Origin of the sequence: Methyloversatilis universalis FAM5, from assembly GCF_000214035.2 — a bacterium.
GTDB lineage: Bacteria > Pseudomonadota > Gammaproteobacteria > Burkholderiales > Rhodocyclaceae > Methyloversatilis > Methyloversatilis universalis.
The window spans coordinates 26,866-46,008 of sequence record NZ_AFHG01000029.1 but is presented as its reverse complement, the minus strand read 5'-3'; the positions used below and the strand labels follow the sequence as shown (position 1 = coordinate 46,008).

The following is a 19,143-nucleotide window of genomic DNA, read 5'->3' as shown; positions in this document are numbered from 1 at the left end:
GTGCCCGGGCCGGTCAGGCCGCCGCCCGCTCCGGCCCCGCCAGCACCCGCGCGAACGCCCGCAGCAGCGGCCCACGCGCCGCGTCCGCTCCCTCCATCTGCGCGCGCACGATGGCCCCCTCGGTGGCCAGCAGCAGATCGGCAGCGACCTCGTCGGGCGGCGCCAGTCCGGCCTCCGCGCAGGCCCGTGCGATGCGCGCCGCCAGTTCGCGCTTGTGAGTGACCGTCATCGCGGGCGCTTCGGTACCGGCTTCGGCATGCCCGTTGATGAAGGCGCAGCCGCGGAAGCCGGGCGCGCGGAACCAGTCGTCCAGTGCGTCCGGCAGCGCGGCCAGCCAGGCCCGCGCATCCGGCGCCGCCGACAGCCGGCTTTCCATCCAGCCCATCCAGCGCGCGTGGCGCAGGTCCAGATAGGCCTCGACCAGCGCCTGCTTGGTCGGAAAGTGGCGATAGAAGGAGGCCTTGGCCACGCCGGACTCGGCAATGATGCGGTCGATGCCGGTGGCGCGCAGGCCGTGCCGGTAGAACAGCCGGTAGGCGCATTCGAGCACGCGGGTGCGCGCGTCCTGGTCAGGCTGCGGACCGGGACCGGCGAGATTGTCGAGGGTTGTGAACATGAATGCATGTTGACAGACAGATCTGTCTTGTTCAAGCATATAGACAGACCTGTCTCTTTTCTGTCACCACCGGAGCACCGCCATGACCGACATCGCACGCCCGCCGCTGCCGCCCTTCACCGCAGACACCGCCGCACAGAAAGTGCGCGCCGCCGAAGACGGCTGGAACAGCCGCGACCCGCAGCGGGTATCGCTCGCCTACACCGCCGACAGCCGCTGGCGCAACCGCTCGGAATTCGTGACCGGCCGTGCCGAAATCGTGGACTTCCTGACCCGCAAGTGGGCGAAGGAGCACGAGTACCGGCTGATCAAGGAACTGTGGTGCACCTCCGGCAACCGCATCGCGGTGCGCTTCGCCTACGAGTGGCACGACGACGCCGGCCAGTGGTTCCGCGCCTACGGCAACGAGAACTGGGAGTTCGACGACAACGGGCTGATGGCGCGCCGCCACGCCAGCATCAACGACCTGGCGATCAGCGAGTCCGAGCGCCTGTTCCGCTGGCCGCAGGGCCGCCGGCCGGACGACCATCCGGGGCTGTCCGATCTGGGCCTTTAAGGCGGAGGCGCTGAGGCGCGAACTTCGCCTCTGCGCCGCGATCAGGGTAGATTCCCGGCGCGCGGCACTGCCGCACCATCACCGCTCAGTGAAAGACGCCCTCATGTCCAGCCTCCTTTTCCAGCCCTACGCCATCGGCCGCCTGCAGCTGCCCAACCGCATCGTGATCGCGCCGATGTGCCAGTACTCGGCACTCGACGGCAACGCCACCGACTGGCATCTGATGCATGTCGGCCAGATGGCGCTGTCGGGCGCCGGCCTGTTCGTGATCGAGGCGACCGCGGTCGAGCCGGAAGGCCGCATTTCCGCCGCCGACCTCGGTCTGTGGAACGACGACAACGAGGCGGCGCTGCGTCGAGTGCTGGCCGCCACCCACGCGCATTCGGACATGCCGATCGCGATACAGCTGGCGCACGCCGGTCGCAAGGCCTCGGTCGCCCGACCGTGGGAAGGCGGCGCGCAGATCGCGCCGTCCGCAGGCGGCTGGCAGACGGTGGCGCCCTCCCCTGTTCCGCACGCCGCGCACGAGCATCCACCGCAGGCACTGGATGCCGACGGCCTGCGCCGGGTGCGCAGCGCCTTCGTCGAGGCCGCCCGCCGCGCGGCGCGGCTGGGCATTGACGCCATCGAGGTACATGGCGCACACGGCTATCTGCTGCACCAGTTCCTGTCGCCACTGGCGAATGCGCGGACCGACGGCTACGGCGGCTCGCTGGAAAACCGGCTGCGCTTTCCGCTCGAAGTGTTCGATGCGGTACGCGAAGCCTTTCCGCACGAGCGGCCGGTGGGCATGCGCATTTCCGCCAGCGACTGGGTGGACGGCGGCTGGGACGTCGAACAGAGCGTGGTACTGGCGCAGGCGCTGAAGGCGCGCGGCGCGGATTTCATCCACGTGTCGAGCGGCGGCGTGTCGACCGCACAGCAGATTCCGGCCGTGCCCGGCTATCAGGTGGGCTTCGCCGAGCGCATCCGCGCCGCGGTGGGCCTGCCCACCATTGCGGTCGGCCTGATCACCGAAGCGGAACAGGCGGAATCGATACTGGCCGCCGGACAGGCCGATCTGATCGGCGTCGCACGCGCCATGCTGTATGACCCGCGCTGGCCGTGGCACGCCGCCGCCAGACTGGGCGCGCAGATGAAGGTGGCGCCGCAGTATCTGCGCTGCGCGCCGCGCGAGGTATCCCGTCTGTTCGGCTGAAAAAAGAGCCGGGCACAGGCCCGGCTCGAACGAAACGCCCGGTTGCCCGGGACGAGCGTGATGCTCAGTAGGGCTGCTTGCGACGGCGGGCCGCCAGACCCACCATGCCCAGGCCGGCCAGCAGCAGTGCATAGGTTTCCGGTTCCGGCACCGGCGCGGTGACCGGCGCGAAGCCTTCAAAGGTGGCGGTGCGCAGCGGCGGCGACACGCCGTCAAGACTCGGCGCCTGACGGATGGTGACCGCATCGACCAGATAGGTGAATTCGGTCGCGTTGGTCTTCAGCACGTACCAGCCGGTGGTCGGGTTCTCTTCCTCGACCGAAACGTCGGTGCGGAAATCGACCACGTTGTCGTCGAACACATCGACCGGATTGGTCGGGCGGGTGCGCACGCCATTCGAGTGCGCCACGCTCTGCAGGCGCATGTCGCTGTCGCTGCCCGAGTCGTACCAGCCGACCGATACGTCGTAGCCGGCATAGCCGCGACGCAGGATGTCGTTGATTTCGGTTTCGTAGGCGAAGGCGCCGGTGTCGATTTCGCCGATGTCCAGTTCGAAACGCGACGCGAACGCCAGCGTGCCATCGGTATAGCGATAGACATAGTCGTAGAAGGTACCGATGTCGGTGCCGTCATAGATGACCGAGCTGATGCGGCGGGCTACACGGGTGTAGCCGTTGTCCGCCGGATTCCAGTCGAAGCCCAGGAAGAGCGGATCGGCCGCCGGATTGTTGCTGCCGGTGATGCGCAGCGGGCCGGTCTCCGGCAGGGAGACGAAGGCGTGGGCGGACTGGGCCGACAGGCCCAGCAGCAGTGAGAAGGCAAGCGCTTTCAGTTTCATGTTGACCTCGTGACTGTCGTTTTGGAAGGAATTGGCTCAGGCGCGCAGGCGACGGCGCGCGACCACACCGATCAGCCCCAGACCGGCGAGGAACAGTGCGTATTCGGAAGGCTCGGGCACCGGCAGGTTGGGCACCACGACCGGCGGCGGCACGGTCGGTGCAAAGCCGGCGATCGTGTTGTAGAGCAGTGCCTGCCCTTCCTCGCCCGCCTGGAAATAGCCGATCGCGCCGGCCATGGTCTTGTAGGCGGTGGCATCGGTCTTGATCAGGTACAGGCCGCTGAACGGGTTGCCTTCCGACAGATTGATGTCGGACTGGAAGGACACCGCGTTCAGATTCAGTGTCGGCGTGCCGATCAGGCTGCGCAGGTCAGCGCGGGCCGCGTTGTACAGCCGCAGATCGGTGTTGCCAAGGAAGGTCCAGGCAATATCGGTCTTGAACACGGTGCTGCCTTCGACGAAACCGTAGCGATAGAGGAAATTAAGTTCCGCGTCCTGATCGTAGGTCGGTTTCTGCCCCAGTTCGACCCGGGTACCGAACACCAGCGTGTTGTCGCGCGAGTCACGGAACACGAAATCGTAGACATCGCCGATGGCAACGCCTCCGAGAGAGGCGCCGAACGTGACGTGTGAATCCACCAGCGTGAGCGTGCCCTGTGCGGTGTGCGTGCCGCGCGCAGGCACCCCGGCCTGGGAGCGCCATTCGGTTGCGAAGTAATCGATAGCCAGCGGTACCTTGCTGTTCTCGCTGCTGTAAAGGATGGGCTTGTAGGCGGGTGTCGTCGCCGTAGCGGCCCGTGCATCCGGAACCTTGAGGTAGAGCTTGTCGCCCAGCACATTACCCGCGCCGGACACCTTGGCCGTCGTGTCATCCGCCGTGCCGAGGATGCGATCCGGACCGGCGCCGACCGCGTTGGTGTCATCGGCGGTGCCCCATTTCAGATCGGTGCCCGGACCGGTGCCGTACAGCAGACTGGTGAAATCGCCGGCCTGGGCCGGCAGCGTGACGGCCGCACACAGCACGGCCAGTGTTCGATGCGTCAGTTTCATGAAGCGCTCTCCTCGGGTGGAATCCGCTTGTGCGGCGTGGGTGTGTACTGGTGCGGCCCTCATCGGCTGCTCGCCACCGTGTCAAAGGCATAGGTCAGTCCGAACCAGCCGGCACGCGGCGCGCCCGGCCCGACGAACTGCGAATGGGTCCATGCGAACGAGTTGTAGTTGAAGCCGGAGGCATCACGACCGCCGAAGCTGCCGGCGACGAAGGGATTCAGTTCGAGTTCGCTGGCGGTGACGTAGCGCTTGTCGAAAATGTTGTCGACGCGGGCGAAGAAGGTCAGGTCGCGGGTGATGCGATAGCGGCCGACAAAGTTGAAGATGGCGTAGCCGGAGGTAGTGCCCTTGCCGAGGTAGGCGCGGCCGAGCCCGTTGGCGCCGCCCCCGAAGGACTCGCCGAAGTTGTCGTCGCCGCCCGCCTGGTGTTCGTTGTTCTCGTTGCCGCGCGAAAACGAGCCCGCGTGGGCGATCATGTTGATGCCCACATTCATCTTGTCGGTTACGTCGAAGGCCCAGCCCATGCGCAGCACGTCGCGCGGAATGCCGGGGATGCGGTCGCCCGGTTCGATCGTGAATTCGTTGAGCTGTCCGGCGGTGCTGTTCGAACTGCTGTTCGACTGGTTCACCACCTTGGCGTAGGAGCCGAACTTGGCGTCGAGGCGGGTATAGGCGATGCGGAAGGTGTGTGCCCCGACCTTGGCGTTCAGACCCAGTTCGAAACCGCGGCGTGCGGTGTGCTTGAAGGTGTCGAACACGCCGCGGTTCTTGCGGCCCAGCGACACGAACAGGATGTCGTCCTCAAGCTGGGTTTCGAACATCGTGGCGTTGAATTCCAGCTTGCCGTCATAGGCCGAGCCGCGCACGCCCAGTTCGGTGCTGAAGGAACGCACCTGCGGCAGGTAGGGGTCGCTGGTCAGCGCGGTCGGCACCGAGCAGCCGATGCTCTTGCCGTTGTTCACGTTTTCCAGTTCCCTGTCGCGCGCACAGCCCAGTTCGATCACCGACGGCGTGCGCGCCCCCTGACTTACGTTCAGGTAGAGGTTGAGCGTCGGTTCGGGCAGCCAGGACACGCCGAAGGACGGATTGGTGCTGTAGTAGGTGTAATCACCTTCGGAACACAGGAAACGGGCCGCGGCGTCGGCCAGCGTGCCGCAGCGCTGCTGACGGCTGTTCAGGAAGGCCGGTGTGAACTGGTAGAGCGGTATCGGCTTGTCCGACACCAGCTGGTTGCGCACGTGGGTGCGACTCCAGCGCAGGCCGTAGTTCACGAACAGGTTGTCGCGCACCGTCCAGGTATCGGTCGCGAAGAAAGAGAGCGATTCGTTGCTGCCGGTCAGAAAGTTGCGCTGGATCACCGTGTCCAGCGCCGACAGACCGAGGTCCGCCGCCTTGGCCGGATCGGTGTACACGTTCCGGTCGGCGTCGATGAAGCCCAGCATCTGGCCCTGACCGTAGCTGAGGTCATTGCGGTCGAAGGTGCCGCCGAACACCAGCTGGTGCTCGTCGCCCACATGCACCCACTGCACCGTGGTACCCAGGGCCTCCTGCGAGGTGCCGCCGATATTGAACAGGCCGTTCGGCGAAAAGCCGGGACAGCCGGGCGAGGTCGGACCGTTCGGATCGTAGGCGCCGTTGGCGGACACGAAGGGGAAATGGGTCAGCGGGCAGTCGTCGAGCCGGCCATAGGACAGACGGTCGAAATCGTCCCAGAAGTCGCCGCCCACCGAACGCTGGGTGAGCTTGCGCTGATACACGCCCACCGACACGCTGTCGCGGTCGCTGACATCAAAGCGGGCGCGCAGATTGACGTGGGTGAGATCGTTGTCCGTGGTGTCCGGCGAGGTGAACACCGACTGCGGACGGATCTGCCATTCCTCATAGGGCACCAGGCCATTGCCGGTCAGCCTGTTGTCGACCTTGAGCAGCGAGGCGGTCCATTCGCTGGCACCGATGCGCGCGTCGATGCGGCCGAAATACTGGTTCACCTGGCTGGGCGAGTTGTTGCGCCAGCCGTCCTCGCGGAATTCGCTCAAGGCGACAAAGCCGGCCAGGGTACCGTTGTTGCCGCCGACCGCCAGCTGGTTCTGGCTGCGCCCCCACGAGCCCTGGGTACGGGTGGCTTCGAAGCGCTCCGACGTGAAGCCGGACTTGGTCTGCAGCGACAGCGCGCCGCCGAGCGTATTCAGACCGAACAGCGGGTTGGAGCCCGGGATGAGATCGGTGCGGGAAATCGCCAGCGTCGGAATCAGATCCCAGTTCACCACCTCGCCGAAGGGCTCGTTCACCCGCACGCCATCGAGATAGACCGACAGGCCCTGCGGCGTGCCCACCAGCGGCGAGGCGGAAAAGCCGCGGAAGCTGATGTCCTGCTGGAAGGGGTTGCCGGCGTAGTCGTTCACCGTGATCGACTGGCCCTGCGTATTCAGGTAGTCGGCGATGTTGATCGACTGCTGGTTGCGCAGATCGGCGTCGGTCGCGCTCTGCACGTTCACCGTGGTCTGTTCGCGCTCCATGCTCACGCCGGGCAGCGGCGTGATGATGCGCGGCGCACGGATGTTGACTTCCTCCAGGCGCACTTCGGTCTTTTCCTGTGCAGTGGCGCTGCCGCACAGCAGCACCAGGGCGGGCACGAAGCACGCCGCCCCTCCTCGCTTGTCGAGCCTCTTCATCGGATTCCGCGTAGGACAGACTCCTACACGACCACGGGCAGTTTGTTTCCGCGAGTTGTACTGGGCACCGGGCCAGCGGACACAGGGAAATCATCCCGACAAATTCACGCAGGGAAAATTTCCCGTTCCGGAGACGCATGCTGTGCGCATCGGCCGCCAGGGCCCTCATCCGGAATGGATGACGGGCACGGCGTACGCAGGCCGGATCGGTCCTTGTGCGGATCGACCCGCAACGGGCAGGCGGGAGATCAGATAAGGTGACGAAAACCTTTAATGCAGGCCGCGCACGCGAGCGCGGCGGTCACACGCACTCAGGCGGAAAGAGGAATCAGGCGCGTCAGGTAGACGGGCGAAAAAAAGGGCCGGCGGCGCGGCCCTGCAGACAGCCGGCGCGGGCGGCGCGACGTCGGCGCCCGCCGCGTCCGGTCAGTCCTGTTCGTCGGCCTGCCCGGCGGCCTGTTCGGCGTCGCGGGCGGCGCGCAGCCGCTCCACCACCGCTGCCGGCGCCTGCGCAGGGATGCGCGGCGTGGCCACTTCGACATCGCCGCACTGCGCGCGGTGGCGCAGCGCGTGGTCGATCAGCACCAGGGCCAGCATGGCTTCGGCCACCGGTGTCGCGCGGATGCCGACGCAGGGGTCGTGCCGGCCGTGGGTATTCACGATGACCGGATTGCCGGCCTTGTCGATCGAATGCCGGTCCAGCCGGATGCTGGAGGTGGGCTTGATCGCGATCGACACCCGCAGGTCCTGGCCGGTCGAAATGCCGCCCAGCACGCCGCCGGCGTTGTTCGACAGAAAGCCTTCCGGAGACATTTCGTCCGAATGTTCGGTGCCGCGCTGTTCGATGCTGGCGAAACCGGCGCCGATCTCCACGCCCTTGACCGCGTTGATGCCCATCATCGCGTAGGCGATGTCGGCATCCAGCCGGTCATACACCGGCTCGCCCCAGCCCACCGGCAGGCCGCTGGCGACCACGTCGATGCGCGCGCCGCAGGAATCGCCGGACTTGCGCAGCTTGTCCATGAACAGTTCGAGTTCCGGCAGCACGCTGACGTCCGGCGCGAAGAAGGGGTTGTTCGCGATCGCGTCGCGGTCGCGGTATTCGATGCGGATCGGGCCGAGCTGGCTCATCCAGCCGTGGATGTCGATGCCGTAGCGTTCGCGCAGCCACTTGCGCGCGATCGCGCCGGCCGCCACCCGCACCGCGGTTTCGCGTGCGGACGAACGGCCGCCGCCACGGTGGTCGCGGATGCCGTACTTCTGCCAGTAGGCGTAATCGGCGTGACCCGGGCGGAAGGTTTCGGCGATGTTGCCGTAATCCTTCGAGCGCTGGTCCTGGTTGCGGATGAGCAGGCCGATCGGCGTGCCGGTGGTGACGCCTTCGAACACGCCGGACAGGATTTCCACTTCGTCCGGTTCGCGACGCTGGGTCACGTGGCGCGAAGTGCCGGGCTTGCGGCGATCCAGTTCGGCCTGGATGTCGGCCGCGTCGAGCTTCAGCCCGGGCGGGCAGCCATCGACCACGCAGCCGATGGCCGGGCCATGCGATTCACCGAAGGACGTGACACGGAACAGCGTGCCCAGAGTATTGCCGGACATGGGAAAACCCGCGATTTTTCGAGCCCGTGAGTTTACCATGCAGGCCCCTGCGGCCTTCCGCCGCACCGCCAGCCTCCGTACCGCCACCATGAACGCCCCGCTCGCCCTTGCCACCGCACTGACCATCGCCGGCGGTCTGTGGCTGGACGCCTGCGGTCTGGCCTGGGCGCAGCCGGCGGTCGCGCTGTGGACCTGGCTGCTGTTCGGCTTCATGTGGTGGTCCGGCCATGCGGATCAGCGCATGCAATGGACCGTGTGCCTGGCCTGGGCGACCTTCGGCGAAATCGTGCTGTCTCTGCTGTGGGGCCTGTACGACTACCGGCTGGGCAATCTGCCGCTGTTCGTGCCACCCGGCCATGTGCTGCTGTACGCGCTCGGCGTCTGGCTGGCCGACCGGCTGCCGCATCGCGCCACCGACGCGGTGCCGCCACTGGCGGGCGGCCTGGTGCTGGCAGGTCTCGCGGTCGGTGGCGACACCGCCAATCTGCCGCTGTTCGCGCTCTATATGCTGGCGCTGCGCTACGGCCCGTCGCCGCGGCTGTACTCGACCATGTTCGTGCTGGCACTGTGCATGGAGCTGTACGGCACCGCGCTCGGCGCCTGGACCTGGCGTGACCAGGTACCGGGGCTGGCGCTGGTGTCCGCCAATCCGCCGCTGGCCGCCGGTGCCTTCTACTGCATGCTGGACTGGCTGACCGCGCTGCGGCCACGGCGACGCCCGCTGCCCGCGTGATGTTCCAGCCCTTCACGCTCACCCGTCAGACCGTGCTCGCGCGGCTGTTCCAGACCCTGCGTGCGCTGCACCGCTGGCTGGGCATCGCCGGCTGTCTGCTGTTCCTGATGTGGTTCCTGTCCGGTCTGGTCATGAGCGTGGTCGGCTTTCCGTCGCTGACCGACGCCGAGCGGCTGCGCGGACTGGCGCCGATCGACGGCAGCCTGCTGCGGGTGACGCCGGACGCCGCGCTGCGCGCCGCCGGCGTGCACAACTTCCCGCGCAAGCTGTGGCTGGAGTCGATGGTGCGCGAGGACGGCGGCCATGAGCCGGTCTGGCGCATGGTGCTGGCCGACGGCAGCCGGCACACGGTAAGCGCCGACACCGGTAGCCGCATCGACGCGGTGGATCTGGCCCGCGCCGAAGCGATCGCCCGGGCCTTTTCGGGCGCACTGCACGTCCGCTGGACCGGCACCGTGGAGCGCGACCAGTGGACCGTTCTCGCCACGCTGGACCGGCAGCGTCCCTTCCACCGCATCGCGCTCGACGATGACGCCGGCACCGAACTGTACGTATCGGCGCGCAGTGGCGAAGTGGTGCGCGACACCACCCGGCGCGAGCGGATGTGGAACTGGATGGGTGCGGTGCCCCACTGGTTCTACTTCACGCCGCTGCGCGAGAAGTCGGAGCTGTGGCGCCAGACCCTGCTGTGGGTGTCCGGCATCTGCTGCCTGTCGGCGCTGAGCGGTCTGGTCCTGGGCCTGCAGCGCCTGCGCCGGCAGTCACCGTTCAGCCCCTTCATCGGCTGGATGAAGCTGCACCACCTCGCCGGCCTCGGCGGCGGTCTGTTCGTACTGACCTGGATGGTGAGCGGCTGGCTGTCGATGTCGCCCGGCGACTGGCTGCGCAACACGCCGCCGGGCAAGGCGGCCATGGCCCGCTACACCGGCAGCGTGGCGCCGGAATTCCCGTGGCCGCCGCAGCGCGCGGCGCTCGATGCGCTGCTGGCCGAAACCGCCTGGAAGGACATCCAGCTGTACTGGGTGGATGGGCACGCGCGGATGACGCTGACCAATGGCGAAGGCTATCGCCGGGCGCTCGATCTGCCCGGCTTCGATCACCCGGACGTGACCGAACAGCACGCCGAAACCGTCGCGCGCGCGCTGCTGCCGGACGCGCGCATCAATGCGATCGAACGGATTACCGCGGAGGACGCCTGGTGGTACGGCCGGCGTGATCCAAAGGAACTGCCGGTCTGGCGTGTGCAGCTGGAGGATCCTGCTGAAACCTGGGTGCATATCGACGGGCTGGACGGCCGTCTGCTCGGCACCATGGACCGCGCCGCACGGCTGCGCCGCTGGCTGTTCAACGCGCCGCACGCGTTCGAGATTCCGGCGCTGTCGGCCCGCCCCGCGCTGCGCTGGGGCCTGCTGTGGCTGGCCGCCCTGGCCGGCGTCGCGGTGTCGATGAGCGCGGTGGTGATCGCGCTGCGGCGGCTGAGCAGGCGCTAGCCGGACGCCGCCGGGCTACAGCCCGGTCACCCGGCGCACCGCCGCGAAATAGAGCCGGTAGGGTAGCAGGCGCATCAGCCTCAGCCAGGCGGTGAAGCGCTTCGGAAAATGGATGTGGAAATCGCCGTGCGCCATGCCGGACAGGATGTGGTCGGCCGCCTCGTCCGGGCTGATCAGCGCCGGCATGTGAAAGTCATTGTTCGCGGTCAGCGGTGTCTCGACGAAGCCCGGGCACACCAGATGCACGCCCAGCCCGCGCGGATGCAGGTCGAGATAGAGCGCTTCGGCGAAATTGATCAGGGCCGCCTTGCTCGCGCCATAGACCAGTGCCTTGGGCAGGCCGCGGTAGCCGGCCACGCTGGACACGATGACCAGCGCACCACTGCCGCGCTCCAGCATGCCGGGCAGCACCGCGGCACAGCCGTGCATGACCGCCGCCACATTGGTGCGCAGCGTGGCGTCGATATCCTCGCCGTCCAGTTCCCAGGCCCGCACCGCGCCGTAGCGGGCCGCCACGAAGAACACCGCGTCCAGCCCGCCCCACTGCCGCCGCAGTTCGGCCGTGGCGTCCTGCAGGGCGCCCGGTTCGGACACGTCGAGCGGCAGCGGCAGCGCGAGCGGCGACAGGCCGGCCACCTCGGCGACACGGACGGCATCGCGCGCGGTCAGGGCCACCCGCGCCCCGGCGCGCAGCAGCTTGCGCGCCAGCGCTGCACCGATGCCGGACGACGCGCCGATCACCCAGACGCGCTTGCCGGCCCAATCGGCCAGCGGCGGATTGAGCGGTCCGAACATCAGGGCGTACCGCGGGTAAAGGACAGCGTGACCTCGCCCAGATGGATGCCGAACTTGCTCATGGCCGAACGGTTGAGCATCACCCTGTCGTCGATCAAATACATCCAGTCGTCGAAATCGACGTTGTAGACCTTGTCGCCGACCGGCAGCGCCAGCACGTAGCGCCAGCGCAGCGCATTGCCGCGCGCCTCGCCCTGCGCCTCGCCCACCACGTCGTCGGCGCGCCCGCTGTAGCGGCCGTCGCCGAGGTGCTTCAGCGTCCACACCCGGCGGCTCTGCGTGCCGTCACTCCATTCGAAACGCTCGTCCAGCGTGCCGGTATCGCCCTGCCAGCGGGCGTCTATCCGCACCACGAAGCGCTTGATCACCTCGCCGCCGCGGTCCTGGAACATGCCGTGCCCGAGCACCGGCCCGTTGAAGTACTGCTTCAGATCAAGCACCGGGGTCTGCGCCGCGTAGCGTTCGACCGGAACACCGCCGCAGCCTGCCAGCCCCAGCGACGCCAGCAGCGCACATATCGTCCTTTTCATGCCTTCACTCCTTCGCTTCGATACAGGTCGCCCGCTTCCAGCCAGCGCATGGCCGGCCACAGCAGACAGAGCGCCGCGGCCTTCAGGCCCAGCGGCAGCAGCGCATAGACCGCGGTCAGTGCCACCCGTCCGGCCTCGTCCTGAACCCCCGGCCGGTAGCCGAGCAGGGCCAGCGCCGGCAGCGCCAGCCCGGCGGCCAGCGCCAGATTCAGTTTGGTGACCAGGGTCCAGACGCCGAAGGCGCCGCCCGCCGGCAGCGCTTCGCGCCGATCGGCGATCAGCCCGGCCAGCAGCGCCGGCGGCAGCGCGAGGTCGGCGCCCAGCGCAATGCCGGAGCCGATGCAGATGGCCATGAACAGCGCCGCGTCGCCGGCCTCCAGCGTCCACGCACCGCCGAAGGCCGCGATCGCGAGCAGCATGGACAGCGCCCAGCAGCGGGCGCGGCCGAGGCGGTCGGCCAGCCGCGTCCACAGCGGCAGCGCGGCGATGCCGGCCATGAAGTAAAGCGCCAGGAACAGGCCCTCGCGTGCCGGCTCGACCAGCACGTCAGCGATGAAGAACAGCACCAGCGTGCCGGGTACGGCCGCCGCAATGCCGTTGAGCGCGAACACCGCCAGCAGCCGGCGGAAGCGGGCATGCCCGGCCAGCTCGCGGGCGGTCTCGCGCAGCGGTGGCTGTGCCATGGCCGCGCGCGTATCCGGCACCCGGGTGAGCGTGCCCGCCGCGGCCAGCGCCAGCCAGGGCAGCCAGTACAGCGTGGCCTGCCACAGCCCGGCAGGCGCCTGATCGGCCAGCAGGCCGGGCGCGACCGAGGCGGCGACCACGCCAACCAGCGCCCAGCCTTCGCGCGACGCGACCAGCCGGGTACCCAGCGCCGGCGTCGATGACAGCTCGGCGCCCCAGGCCGCGTAGTTGATGGTGGCCAGGCTGTAGCCGGCATAGACCAGCAGCAGCGCCCCGGTCAGCCAAAGCACCGGATCGATGCCTGCGGCAGGCCGCACCAGCGCCGGCAGACCGATGGCCAGCGGCAGCAGGCCGGCCAGCACCAGCACACGGCGGCCGCGCGCGCGGTCGCTGAAGGCGCCGATCAGCGGATCGGCCAGCGCATCGATCAGCCGTGCCGCGAACAGCAGGCCACCCAGCAGCGCCAGCGACAGTCCGTAGTGTTCCGCGTACAGCTTGGGCACGTGCAGATAGACAGGCAGCGCGGCCGCCGCGAGCGGCGCGCCGAGCAGACCGTAGGCCGCAATCTCGCCGGTCTTCACCGGCTGCCGCCGGCCTCGGCCAGCAGACGTTCGCGCAGCGCCGGCTCGCGCGTGCGCGGGTCCAGCCAGATCGCGAAGAAGGCGTCGGACAGCGCCCGGTCGTCGACCGCAGGCAGGCCCTTGCCCTGATGGAAGAAGCGGGCGCTGCCGTCGGCGCGCTTGACGCCGGTGATCACGTCGCCGGCCTTCACGTTCGGGAACACGCCTTCGAGCACCGACTGCCAGCGCGCGAGCTTTGCCTCGTCGCGTTCGCCCAGCCGGCGGATTTCGTCGATGCTGGCGCGTGCCAGCCGCACCCCGTCGAAATCGCGCGCATAACGCAGGCTCAGCGCAAAGCCGCCTTCCGGGCGGTAACGGCCGCCGCTGGCCCACAGCGTCGCGTCGTACAGCTTCAGTCCGAACCAGCGCATTTCACCCTGGCCGAGAGGCCGCGCGTCGTCCAGCAGTTCGGCCGCGCCAGCCGGGGGCTGTACCGGCGCGTTCTGCGGCGCCTGGGCGAAGGCGGTGGCCATCGCCAGGCACAGCAGCAGACAGCCGGCGATGCGCTTCACGGTTTCACCAGATGGAACTGGTGCACGTCGATCGAACCGGCGCGGAAGCCGGCTTCGCAGTACGCCAGATAGAAGTGCCACAGCCGCTGGAAGCGGGTGTCGAAGCCGAGGGCGCGCAGCGCATCCGAGTGCTCGGTGACGCTGTCGCGCCAGCGTGCCAGCGTGATCGCGTAATCCAGACCGAAGCGGAAGTTCTGCTGCACCTTCAGTCCCGCCTTTTCCGCCTGCCGGGTGAACACCGAAGGCGACGGCAGCATGCCGCCCGGGAACACGTACTGCTGGATAAAGTCGGTGCCCCGCCGGTAACGTGGGAACAGTTCGTCGGCGATGCTGATGGTCTGCACCACCGCCTCGCCGCCTATCCTGAGCAGGCCGCCCAGCTTGCGGAAATACGTGGGCCACCAGCGCTCGCCGACCGCCTCCAGCATTTCGATCGACACGATGCGGTCGACCTGGCCGCGCAGGTCACGGTAGTCGCGCAGTTCGAAGGTCGCGCGGTCGGCGAAGCCGCCGCGCTGCGCGCGCGCCTGCGCCCACTCCAGCTGGGCCGGCGACAGCGTGACCCCATGCACCTGGGCGCCGAATTCCCGCGCCGCCACTTCGGCGAAGCCGCCCCAGCCGCAGCCGATCTCGATCACCGGCTGCTGGCGCTGCAGCCGCAGCACGCGGGCGATGCGTTCGTACTTCGCGTGCTGGGCAGCCGCCAGGTCGCGCTGCGGGTTGCCGTCGAACAGCGCGCTGGAGTAAGTCATGCTGCGGTCCAGCCACAGCGCGTAGAAGTCGTTGCCCAGATCGTAGTGGGCCATGATGTTGCGGCGGCTGCCCGAGCGGGTGTTGGCGCGCGCCAGATGGCGCAGACGGGCCAGCGCCAGCGACAGCAGATTGCCGTGCACCGCGCTTTCCAGCGCCTCGCGGTTCATCGCGAACAGGGTCAGCACGCGGGCCAGGTGGTCACAGTCCCACAGGCCCTCGAACCAGGCTTCGCCCAGACCGATGTCACCGCGGGCGATCACCCGCTCGAACACGCTCCAGTCCTTCACCCGCATTTCCACCGGTTCGCCCTGGTGGCCGAAAGAAAGCATTTCTCCGTTCGGCAGGGTCATCAGCAGCCAGCCATGCTCGATGCGTTCCAGCAGCCTGCACACATGGCGGGCGGCGGACGGCAGCACGCTGCGGCGTTCAAGGGCGATAAGTGCGTCGGGCTGATTCATCGGGTCAGTTCCTGTACCGGAGGAAGCGGTTTGCGGAAGAAAGGCACGCGGGCGCGCCAGAGGTGAAAGGCCTGGATGTGGATGCGCGCCATCACGGCCAGCGTCATCAGCGGGTGCGCGCACAGCGCGCGCAGCGCAGCGCCGCGGCTCATCGCCTCGGCGCGACCGGACAGCCGGGTGCGCAGCCGACGGCCGCCCTGGTCGTAATAGTCGATGGCGACCGCATGCAGATCACTGCGGCGGTCGAAGCGGAAGCGATAACTGCCGCTGACCGGAAAGAAGGGCGAGACATGGAACACCTTGCGGGTTTCCATCCACTCGCCGTCGCGGATCGGCCGGCCGTCCGGGTGCGCGACCAGATAGTCGTGGCGTTCGCCGAAGGTGTTGTTTACCTCGCACAGCACCGCGCGCAGCGCGCCGTCGCGGTCATGGCAGAACCAGAAGCTGACCGGGTTGAACACGTAACCGAACAGGCGCGGCATGGTCTGCAGCACCACCTCGCCGTCAGCGCAGCGCAGACCTTCGCGTTCGAGCACCGCGCGTATCCACTGGAGCGGATGGCTGCCGTCGCGCGCGCCATGGTCGCGGTAATGGAAGGACAGCGGCGCCCAGCGGTTCAGCGCCAGCATCGGCACCGGCGCCGCGCCGAGACGCGACAGCGCGATGCGCAGGAAGAACAGCCGGTAGGCGAAGCGGGTGCTCACCGGCGTGGCGCGCGCGTGCATCACCGCGCCCCGGCACAGACTGACCGCAGGCCCGGTCACGCGCTCACCGCCTCGCTGCTGCGCAGCCACGGTATTTCGGCACCGAGGTGACGCGCCACGCGCACCGCCGACGACAGACCGTCCTCGTGGAAGCCGTAGCCGGTCCAGGCGCCGCAGAACCACAGCCGGTCGCGCCCCTGAATTTCGGGCAGGCGCTGCTGAGCCTCGATCGCCGGTCCGTCGAACACCGGATGCGCGTACTCGATCCGGGCGATCACCTTGGCGGGATCCGGTTCGACGAAGGGATTCAGCGACACCACGACCGGCTGCTGGAAGGGCAGCGGCTGCAGCCGGTTCATCAGGTAGGACACGCTGACCGGCCGGTCATCCGGCCGGCCCTCGCCCGCCATGTAATTCCACGACGACCACACCCGGCGATTGCGCGGCAGCAGCGCGGTATCCGTGTGCAGCACCGCCAGATTGGCCTGATAGCCGATGGCGCCGAGCAGGCGACGTTCGGCCGCGCTCGCCTGGTCACCGAGCAGCTGCAGGGCCTGATCGGAATGACAGGCCAGCACCACTTCGTCGTAGCGCTCGCGCAGGCCGCCGGCGTCCACCAGCACGCCATCGGACACGCGGTGCAGCGCCTTGACCGCGGTGCCGCGACGCACGTCGCCCAGCATGGCGGCGATGCGCTTCACGTACTCGCGCGAGCCGCCGCGCACGGTCAGCCACTGCGGCCGGTCGTTCACACGCAGCAGGCCGTGGTTGTGGCAGAAGCGGGCAAAGGTGGCCAGCGGATAGGCCAGCATGGTGCGGGTCGGACAGGACCAGATGGCGGCCGCCATCGGCAGCAGATACCAGTCGCGGAAGGCGTCGCCGTAGCGGTGACGCTGCAGGAAGTCGCCGAGCGAAACGTGCTCCGCCGTGCCATCCACCGCCTTCTGCGTGACTTCGGAATTGAAGCGCAGGATGTCCTGCAGCATCCCCCAGAAGCGCGGACGTGCCAGGTTGGACGGCTGCGCGAACACGGTGGCCAGGCTGGTCCCCGCCCACTCGATGTACGGCTGGGTCAGGCTTACGCCGAAGGACATGTCGCTGTCCGCGATCGGCACGCCCAGGTGGGCGAACAGCCCGCAGAGATGCGGGTAGGTGGCGCGGTTGAACACGATGAAACCAGTGTCCACCGGATGGCGCACGCCCTCCAGCTCCACCTCCAGCGTGTTGGAGTGACCGCCCAGGCGGCCTTCCTGCTCGTACAGCGTCACTTCGTGGCTGCGTGACAGCAGCCAGGCTGCAGACAGTCCGGAAATCCCGGCGCCGACGACGGCAATCTTCATGTGCTTCCTCCGATGTCAGCCACTACCCGGACGCACCGCATCCGGATGCAGCTGACGGGCCTATTTCGCCAGTGCGGCTTCAATCTCGCGCACCAGCACGTTCGAATCCGGCGCGACATTGCTGGGGAAGGCGCTCACGCTGCGACCGTCCCGGCCAATGAGGTACTTGTGGAAATTCCAGGCCGGCGCCGAACCGGTGGCCTTGATCAGATCGCTGTAGAAGGGTTCGCGCGGCTCGCTCTTGACTGCAGTCTTTGAGAACATCGGAAACTTGACGCCGTAGGTCATGCTGCAGAACTCGGCGATTTCCTTGTTGCTGCCCGGCTCCTGGTTGCCGAAGTCGTTGGACGGGAAACCCAGCACGGTGAGGCCGCGCGGGCCGTAGGTTTCCTGCAGTTTTTCGAGCGCCGCGTACTGTCCGGTGTAGCCGCAGCGGCTGGCGGTGTTCACCACCAGCAGCACGCGTCCGGAAAATTCGCACAGCGACCTCGGCTTGCCATCGAGCAGGCCGGGAATGCTGCGGTCCAGCAGCGCAGGACAGCTGCCTGCAGCATGGGCGGAAAGGGTGGTCATCAGGGTCACCACTGCGGTCAGCAGATATCGTTCAGCGCGCAACACGGCTCACCTCGCAGCAGCGCGCCGCCTGTTCCACCGCGGGCGGCGCCGGCGGCGGACTGCCCCCGGTGGCGGCGCGGTGCAGACGGATCAGTACTTCGTTGCCGCCGGAACGGCTGTCGCCCTGGCGCATTTCGCTGCCCGGCGCACCGGCACGCTGGCGCTCGAGCGGTTCGAAATCAGGCGGCATCACCGCATGAACAAGCGGTGCAACGGTGCTCAGCACCAGTCCGGCGATCGAGCATGCAAAACGCTTCTTCATATCTACCTCCTTTTTTTGTCCTGGACAAAAAGACACTTGAGACGTAATCTAGAACCCATGCATCGTCGTGTCAACGGTTTGTCTAGGACAAAATGAATATTACCGCTTCGAGCCCCTCGCTGCTGAACATTGCTGCCGTGGAACGCGAAACCGGTCTGCTCAAGGACACGCTGCGGGTGTGGGAGAGGCGCTATGGCTTTCCGACTCCGATCCGCGACGATGCGGGCGAACGGCTCTATACCCGCGAACAGGTCGATCGGTTGCGCCTGATCTGCCGGCTGATGGATCAGGGGTGGCGACCGGGGAAGCTGCTGGCCCTGCCGCCCGACGAGCTCGACGCGCTGATCGCGGCCGACCGCTCGACCCACACGCCCACCCTGCTGTCGGGCGAACTGGCCGCCGCGCTGCGGGCGCACGACGTCGATGCGCTGCGGCGCACCTTCCAGACGGTGCTGCTCGAGAAGGGTCTGAAAGGCCTCATCACCGAACTGATCGCGCCGCTGAACGTCGATATCGGCGAGGCGTGGCTGCGCGGCGATCTGGGTGTGCCGGACGAGCATTTCTATACCGAACAGGTGCAGACCTTCCTGCGCGGTGCGCTGGCCAGCTATCCGCGGCCGGGCAAGCCGCCGCGCGTGCTGCTCACCACGCTGCCGGAAGAGGAACACGGCCTCGGCCTGCTGATGGTCGAGGTCATGCTGTCCGCCGAAGGAGCGCACTGCTGTTCGCTCGGCCCGCGTATGCCGCTGACCGACATCGTGCGCGCGGCACAGACGGCCGACGCCGATGTGGTGGCGCTGTCCTTCAGCGCGGCCTTCCCGGCGCGTCAGGCGCTAGAAGGACTGCGCGCGCTGCGCGCATCGCTGCCGCCCACCGTCGAACTGTGGGTGGGCGGAGCCGGTGCACCGGCGCGGATACGCGGCGAGCCGGGCGTGTCGCTGATCCGTGACATCGCCGAACTGCCGCTCGGGGTCAGCGACTGGCGCACCCGGCACTGAGCCGTCACCCGGCCGCTTTTCCGGCGATCCGCCGCATCTTTTCCGTGCTTGAATGATGAGCGCACCGGGCCGACCGGCGCGCTGTCATCGGCCTGTCTTTTGCTCGCGTACAATGCTTTT

The 19,143-nt window shown here is 68.0% G+C and carries 19 protein-coding genes; 5 read left to right on the top strand and 14 right to left on the bottom strand.

The genetic code is table 11. The features are described 5' to 3' along the window. Nucleotides 1-13 precede the first annotated feature (13 nt). Nucleotides 14-616 (bottom strand): TetR/AcrR family transcriptional regulator, encoded by a 603-nt coding sequence (locus tag METUNV1_RS01495; protein ID WP_008058146.1) that lies wholly within the window; start codon nucleotides 614-616, stop codon nucleotides 14-16. 82 nt (nucleotides 617-698) lie between these two features. On the opposite strand from METUNV1_RS01495, the gene METUNV1_RS01490 reads away from it, so the two are divergent. Together METUNV1_RS01490 and METUNV1_RS01485 are read left to right on the top strand one after the other, a co-directional pair. Then, on the top strand, nucleotides 699-1,172 hold the full coding sequence (locus METUNV1_RS01490) for a nuclear transport factor 2 family protein (RefSeq protein ID WP_008058144.1): 474 nt from the start codon (nucleotides 699-701) through the stop codon (nucleotides 1,170-1,172). A 103-nt stretch (nucleotides 1,173-1,275) separates the two neighbouring features. Then, entirely contained in the window at nucleotides 1,276-2,370 is a 1,095-nt protein-coding gene (locus METUNV1_RS01485; RefSeq protein ID WP_008058143.1) for an NADH:flavin oxidoreductase/NADH oxidase, read from the top strand. 64 nt (nucleotides 2,371-2,434) lie between these two features. Here METUNV1_RS01485 and METUNV1_RS01480 read toward each other — a convergent pair whose 3' ends face one another. The 4 genes from METUNV1_RS01480 to aroC all read right to left on the bottom strand — a co-directional run bounded on the left by METUNV1_RS01480 (nucleotide 2,435) and on the right by aroC (nucleotide 8,529). Further along, the gene (locus tag METUNV1_RS01480) at nucleotides 2,435-3,208 is read right to left on the bottom strand and encodes a PEP-CTERM sorting domain-containing protein (RefSeq protein WP_008058141.1); all 774 of its coding nucleotides are present in this window, start codon (nucleotides 3,206-3,208) and stop codon (nucleotides 2,435-2,437) included. 36 nt (nucleotides 3,209-3,244) lie between these two features. Further along, on the bottom strand, nucleotides 3,245-4,258 hold the full coding sequence (locus METUNV1_RS01475; protein ID WP_008058139.1) for a PEP-CTERM sorting domain-containing protein: 1,014 nt from the start codon (nucleotides 4,256-4,258) through the stop codon (nucleotides 3,245-3,247). A 59-nt stretch (nucleotides 4,259-4,317) separates the two neighbouring features. Then, on the bottom strand, nucleotides 4,318-6,930 hold the full coding sequence (locus tag METUNV1_RS01470; RefSeq protein ID WP_232416277.1) for a TonB-dependent receptor: 2,613 nt from the start codon (nucleotides 6,928-6,930) through the stop codon (nucleotides 4,318-4,320). 426 nt (nucleotides 6,931-7,356) lie between these two features. Then, the gene (gene aroC / locus METUNV1_RS01465) at nucleotides 7,357-8,529 is read right to left on the bottom strand and encodes a chorismate synthase (protein ID WP_008058135.1); all 1,173 of its coding nucleotides are present in this window, start codon (nucleotides 8,527-8,529) and stop codon (nucleotides 7,357-7,359) included. A gap of 37 nt (nucleotides 8,530-8,566) precedes the next feature. Between aroC and METUNV1_RS01460 the strand changes: the two genes are divergently transcribed. Together METUNV1_RS01460 and METUNV1_RS01455 are read left to right on the top strand one after the other, a co-directional pair. After that, nucleotides 8,567-9,262 carry a hypothetical protein gene (locus METUNV1_RS01460; protein ID WP_008058134.1) on the top strand — a complete coding sequence of 232 codons (696 nt, stop codon included), beginning with the start codon at nucleotides 8,567-8,569 and terminating at the stop codon, nucleotides 9,260-9,262. After that, nucleotides 9,262-10,752, top strand: a complete 1,491-nt coding sequence (locus METUNV1_RS01455; RefSeq protein ID WP_008058133.1) for a peptidase — start codon at nucleotides 9,262-9,264, stop codon at nucleotides 10,750-10,752. The genes METUNV1_RS01460 and METUNV1_RS01455 overlap by 1 nt, the downstream gene beginning before the upstream one ends. A 15-nt stretch (nucleotides 10,753-10,767) precedes the next feature. Here the strand turns inward: METUNV1_RS01455 and METUNV1_RS01450 are convergent, their stop codons facing one another. Genes METUNV1_RS01450 through METUNV1_RS01410 form a run of 9 tightly spaced genes read right to left on the bottom strand, consistent with a single transcriptional unit; the run spans nucleotide 10,768 to nucleotide 18,025 of the window. Continuing rightward, nucleotides 10,768-11,547, bottom strand: a complete 780-nt coding sequence (locus METUNV1_RS01450; protein ID WP_008058132.1) for an SDR family NAD(P)-dependent oxidoreductase — start codon at nucleotides 11,545-11,547, stop codon at nucleotides 10,768-10,770. Further along, nucleotides 11,547-12,077 carry a DUF3833 domain-containing protein gene (locus tag METUNV1_RS01445; protein ID WP_008058131.1) on the bottom strand — a complete coding sequence of 177 codons (531 nt, stop codon included), beginning with the start codon at nucleotides 12,075-12,077 and terminating at the stop codon, nucleotides 11,547-11,549. Before METUNV1_RS01445 ends, METUNV1_RS01450 begins: the two co-directional genes overlap by 1 nt. Further along, complete coding sequence (locus tag METUNV1_RS01440; protein ID WP_008058130.1) at nucleotides 12,074-13,342, bottom strand: MFS transporter; 1,269 nt, start codon at nucleotides 13,340-13,342, stop codon at nucleotides 12,074-12,076. The genes METUNV1_RS01445 and METUNV1_RS01440 overlap by 4 nt, the downstream gene beginning before the upstream one ends. Continuing rightward, complete coding sequence (locus tag METUNV1_RS01435; protein WP_008058120.1) at nucleotides 13,339-13,893, bottom strand: chalcone isomerase family protein; 555 nt, start codon at nucleotides 13,891-13,893, stop codon at nucleotides 13,339-13,341. The genes METUNV1_RS01440 and METUNV1_RS01435 overlap by 4 nt, the downstream gene beginning before the upstream one ends. After that, nucleotides 13,890-15,104 carry an SAM-dependent methyltransferase gene (locus tag METUNV1_RS01430; protein ID WP_008058115.1) on the bottom strand — a complete coding sequence of 405 codons (1,215 nt, stop codon included), beginning with the start codon at nucleotides 15,102-15,104 and terminating at the stop codon, nucleotides 13,890-13,892. The genes METUNV1_RS01435 and METUNV1_RS01430 overlap by 4 nt, the downstream gene beginning before the upstream one ends. After that, nucleotides 15,101-15,868, bottom strand: coding sequence for a DUF1365 domain-containing protein (locus tag METUNV1_RS01425; RefSeq protein ID WP_232416278.1), 768 nt, complete (start codon nucleotides 15,866-15,868; stop codon nucleotides 15,101-15,103). The genes METUNV1_RS01430 and METUNV1_RS01425 overlap by 4 nt, the downstream gene beginning before the upstream one ends. Next, the gene (locus METUNV1_RS01420) at nucleotides 15,865-17,148 is read right to left on the bottom strand and encodes an NAD(P)/FAD-dependent oxidoreductase (RefSeq protein ID WP_008058110.1); all 1,284 of its coding nucleotides are present in this window, start codon (nucleotides 17,146-17,148) and stop codon (nucleotides 15,865-15,867) included. The genes METUNV1_RS01425 and METUNV1_RS01420 overlap by 4 nt, the downstream gene beginning before the upstream one ends. A 60-nt stretch (nucleotides 17,149-17,208) precedes the next feature. Then, on the bottom strand, nucleotides 17,209-17,721 hold the full coding sequence (locus tag METUNV1_RS01415; RefSeq protein WP_232416279.1) for a glutathione peroxidase: 513 nt from the start codon (nucleotides 17,719-17,721) through the stop codon (nucleotides 17,209-17,211). Between the two features lie 31 nt (nucleotides 17,722-17,752). Further along, a complete protein-coding gene (locus METUNV1_RS01410) occupies nucleotides 17,753-18,025 on the bottom strand; it encodes a hypothetical protein (protein WP_043358802.1) in 273 nt (90 codons plus the stop codon). Nucleotides 18,026-18,117: 92 nt separating this feature from the next. Here METUNV1_RS01410 and METUNV1_RS01405 point away from each other — a divergent pair, with 92 nt between their 5' ends. Next, nucleotides 18,118-19,023 (top strand): MerR family transcriptional regulator, encoded by a 906-nt coding sequence (locus tag METUNV1_RS01405; protein WP_008058104.1) that lies wholly within the window; start codon nucleotides 18,118-18,120, stop codon nucleotides 19,021-19,023. Nucleotides 19,024-19,143 lie beyond the last annotated feature (120 nt).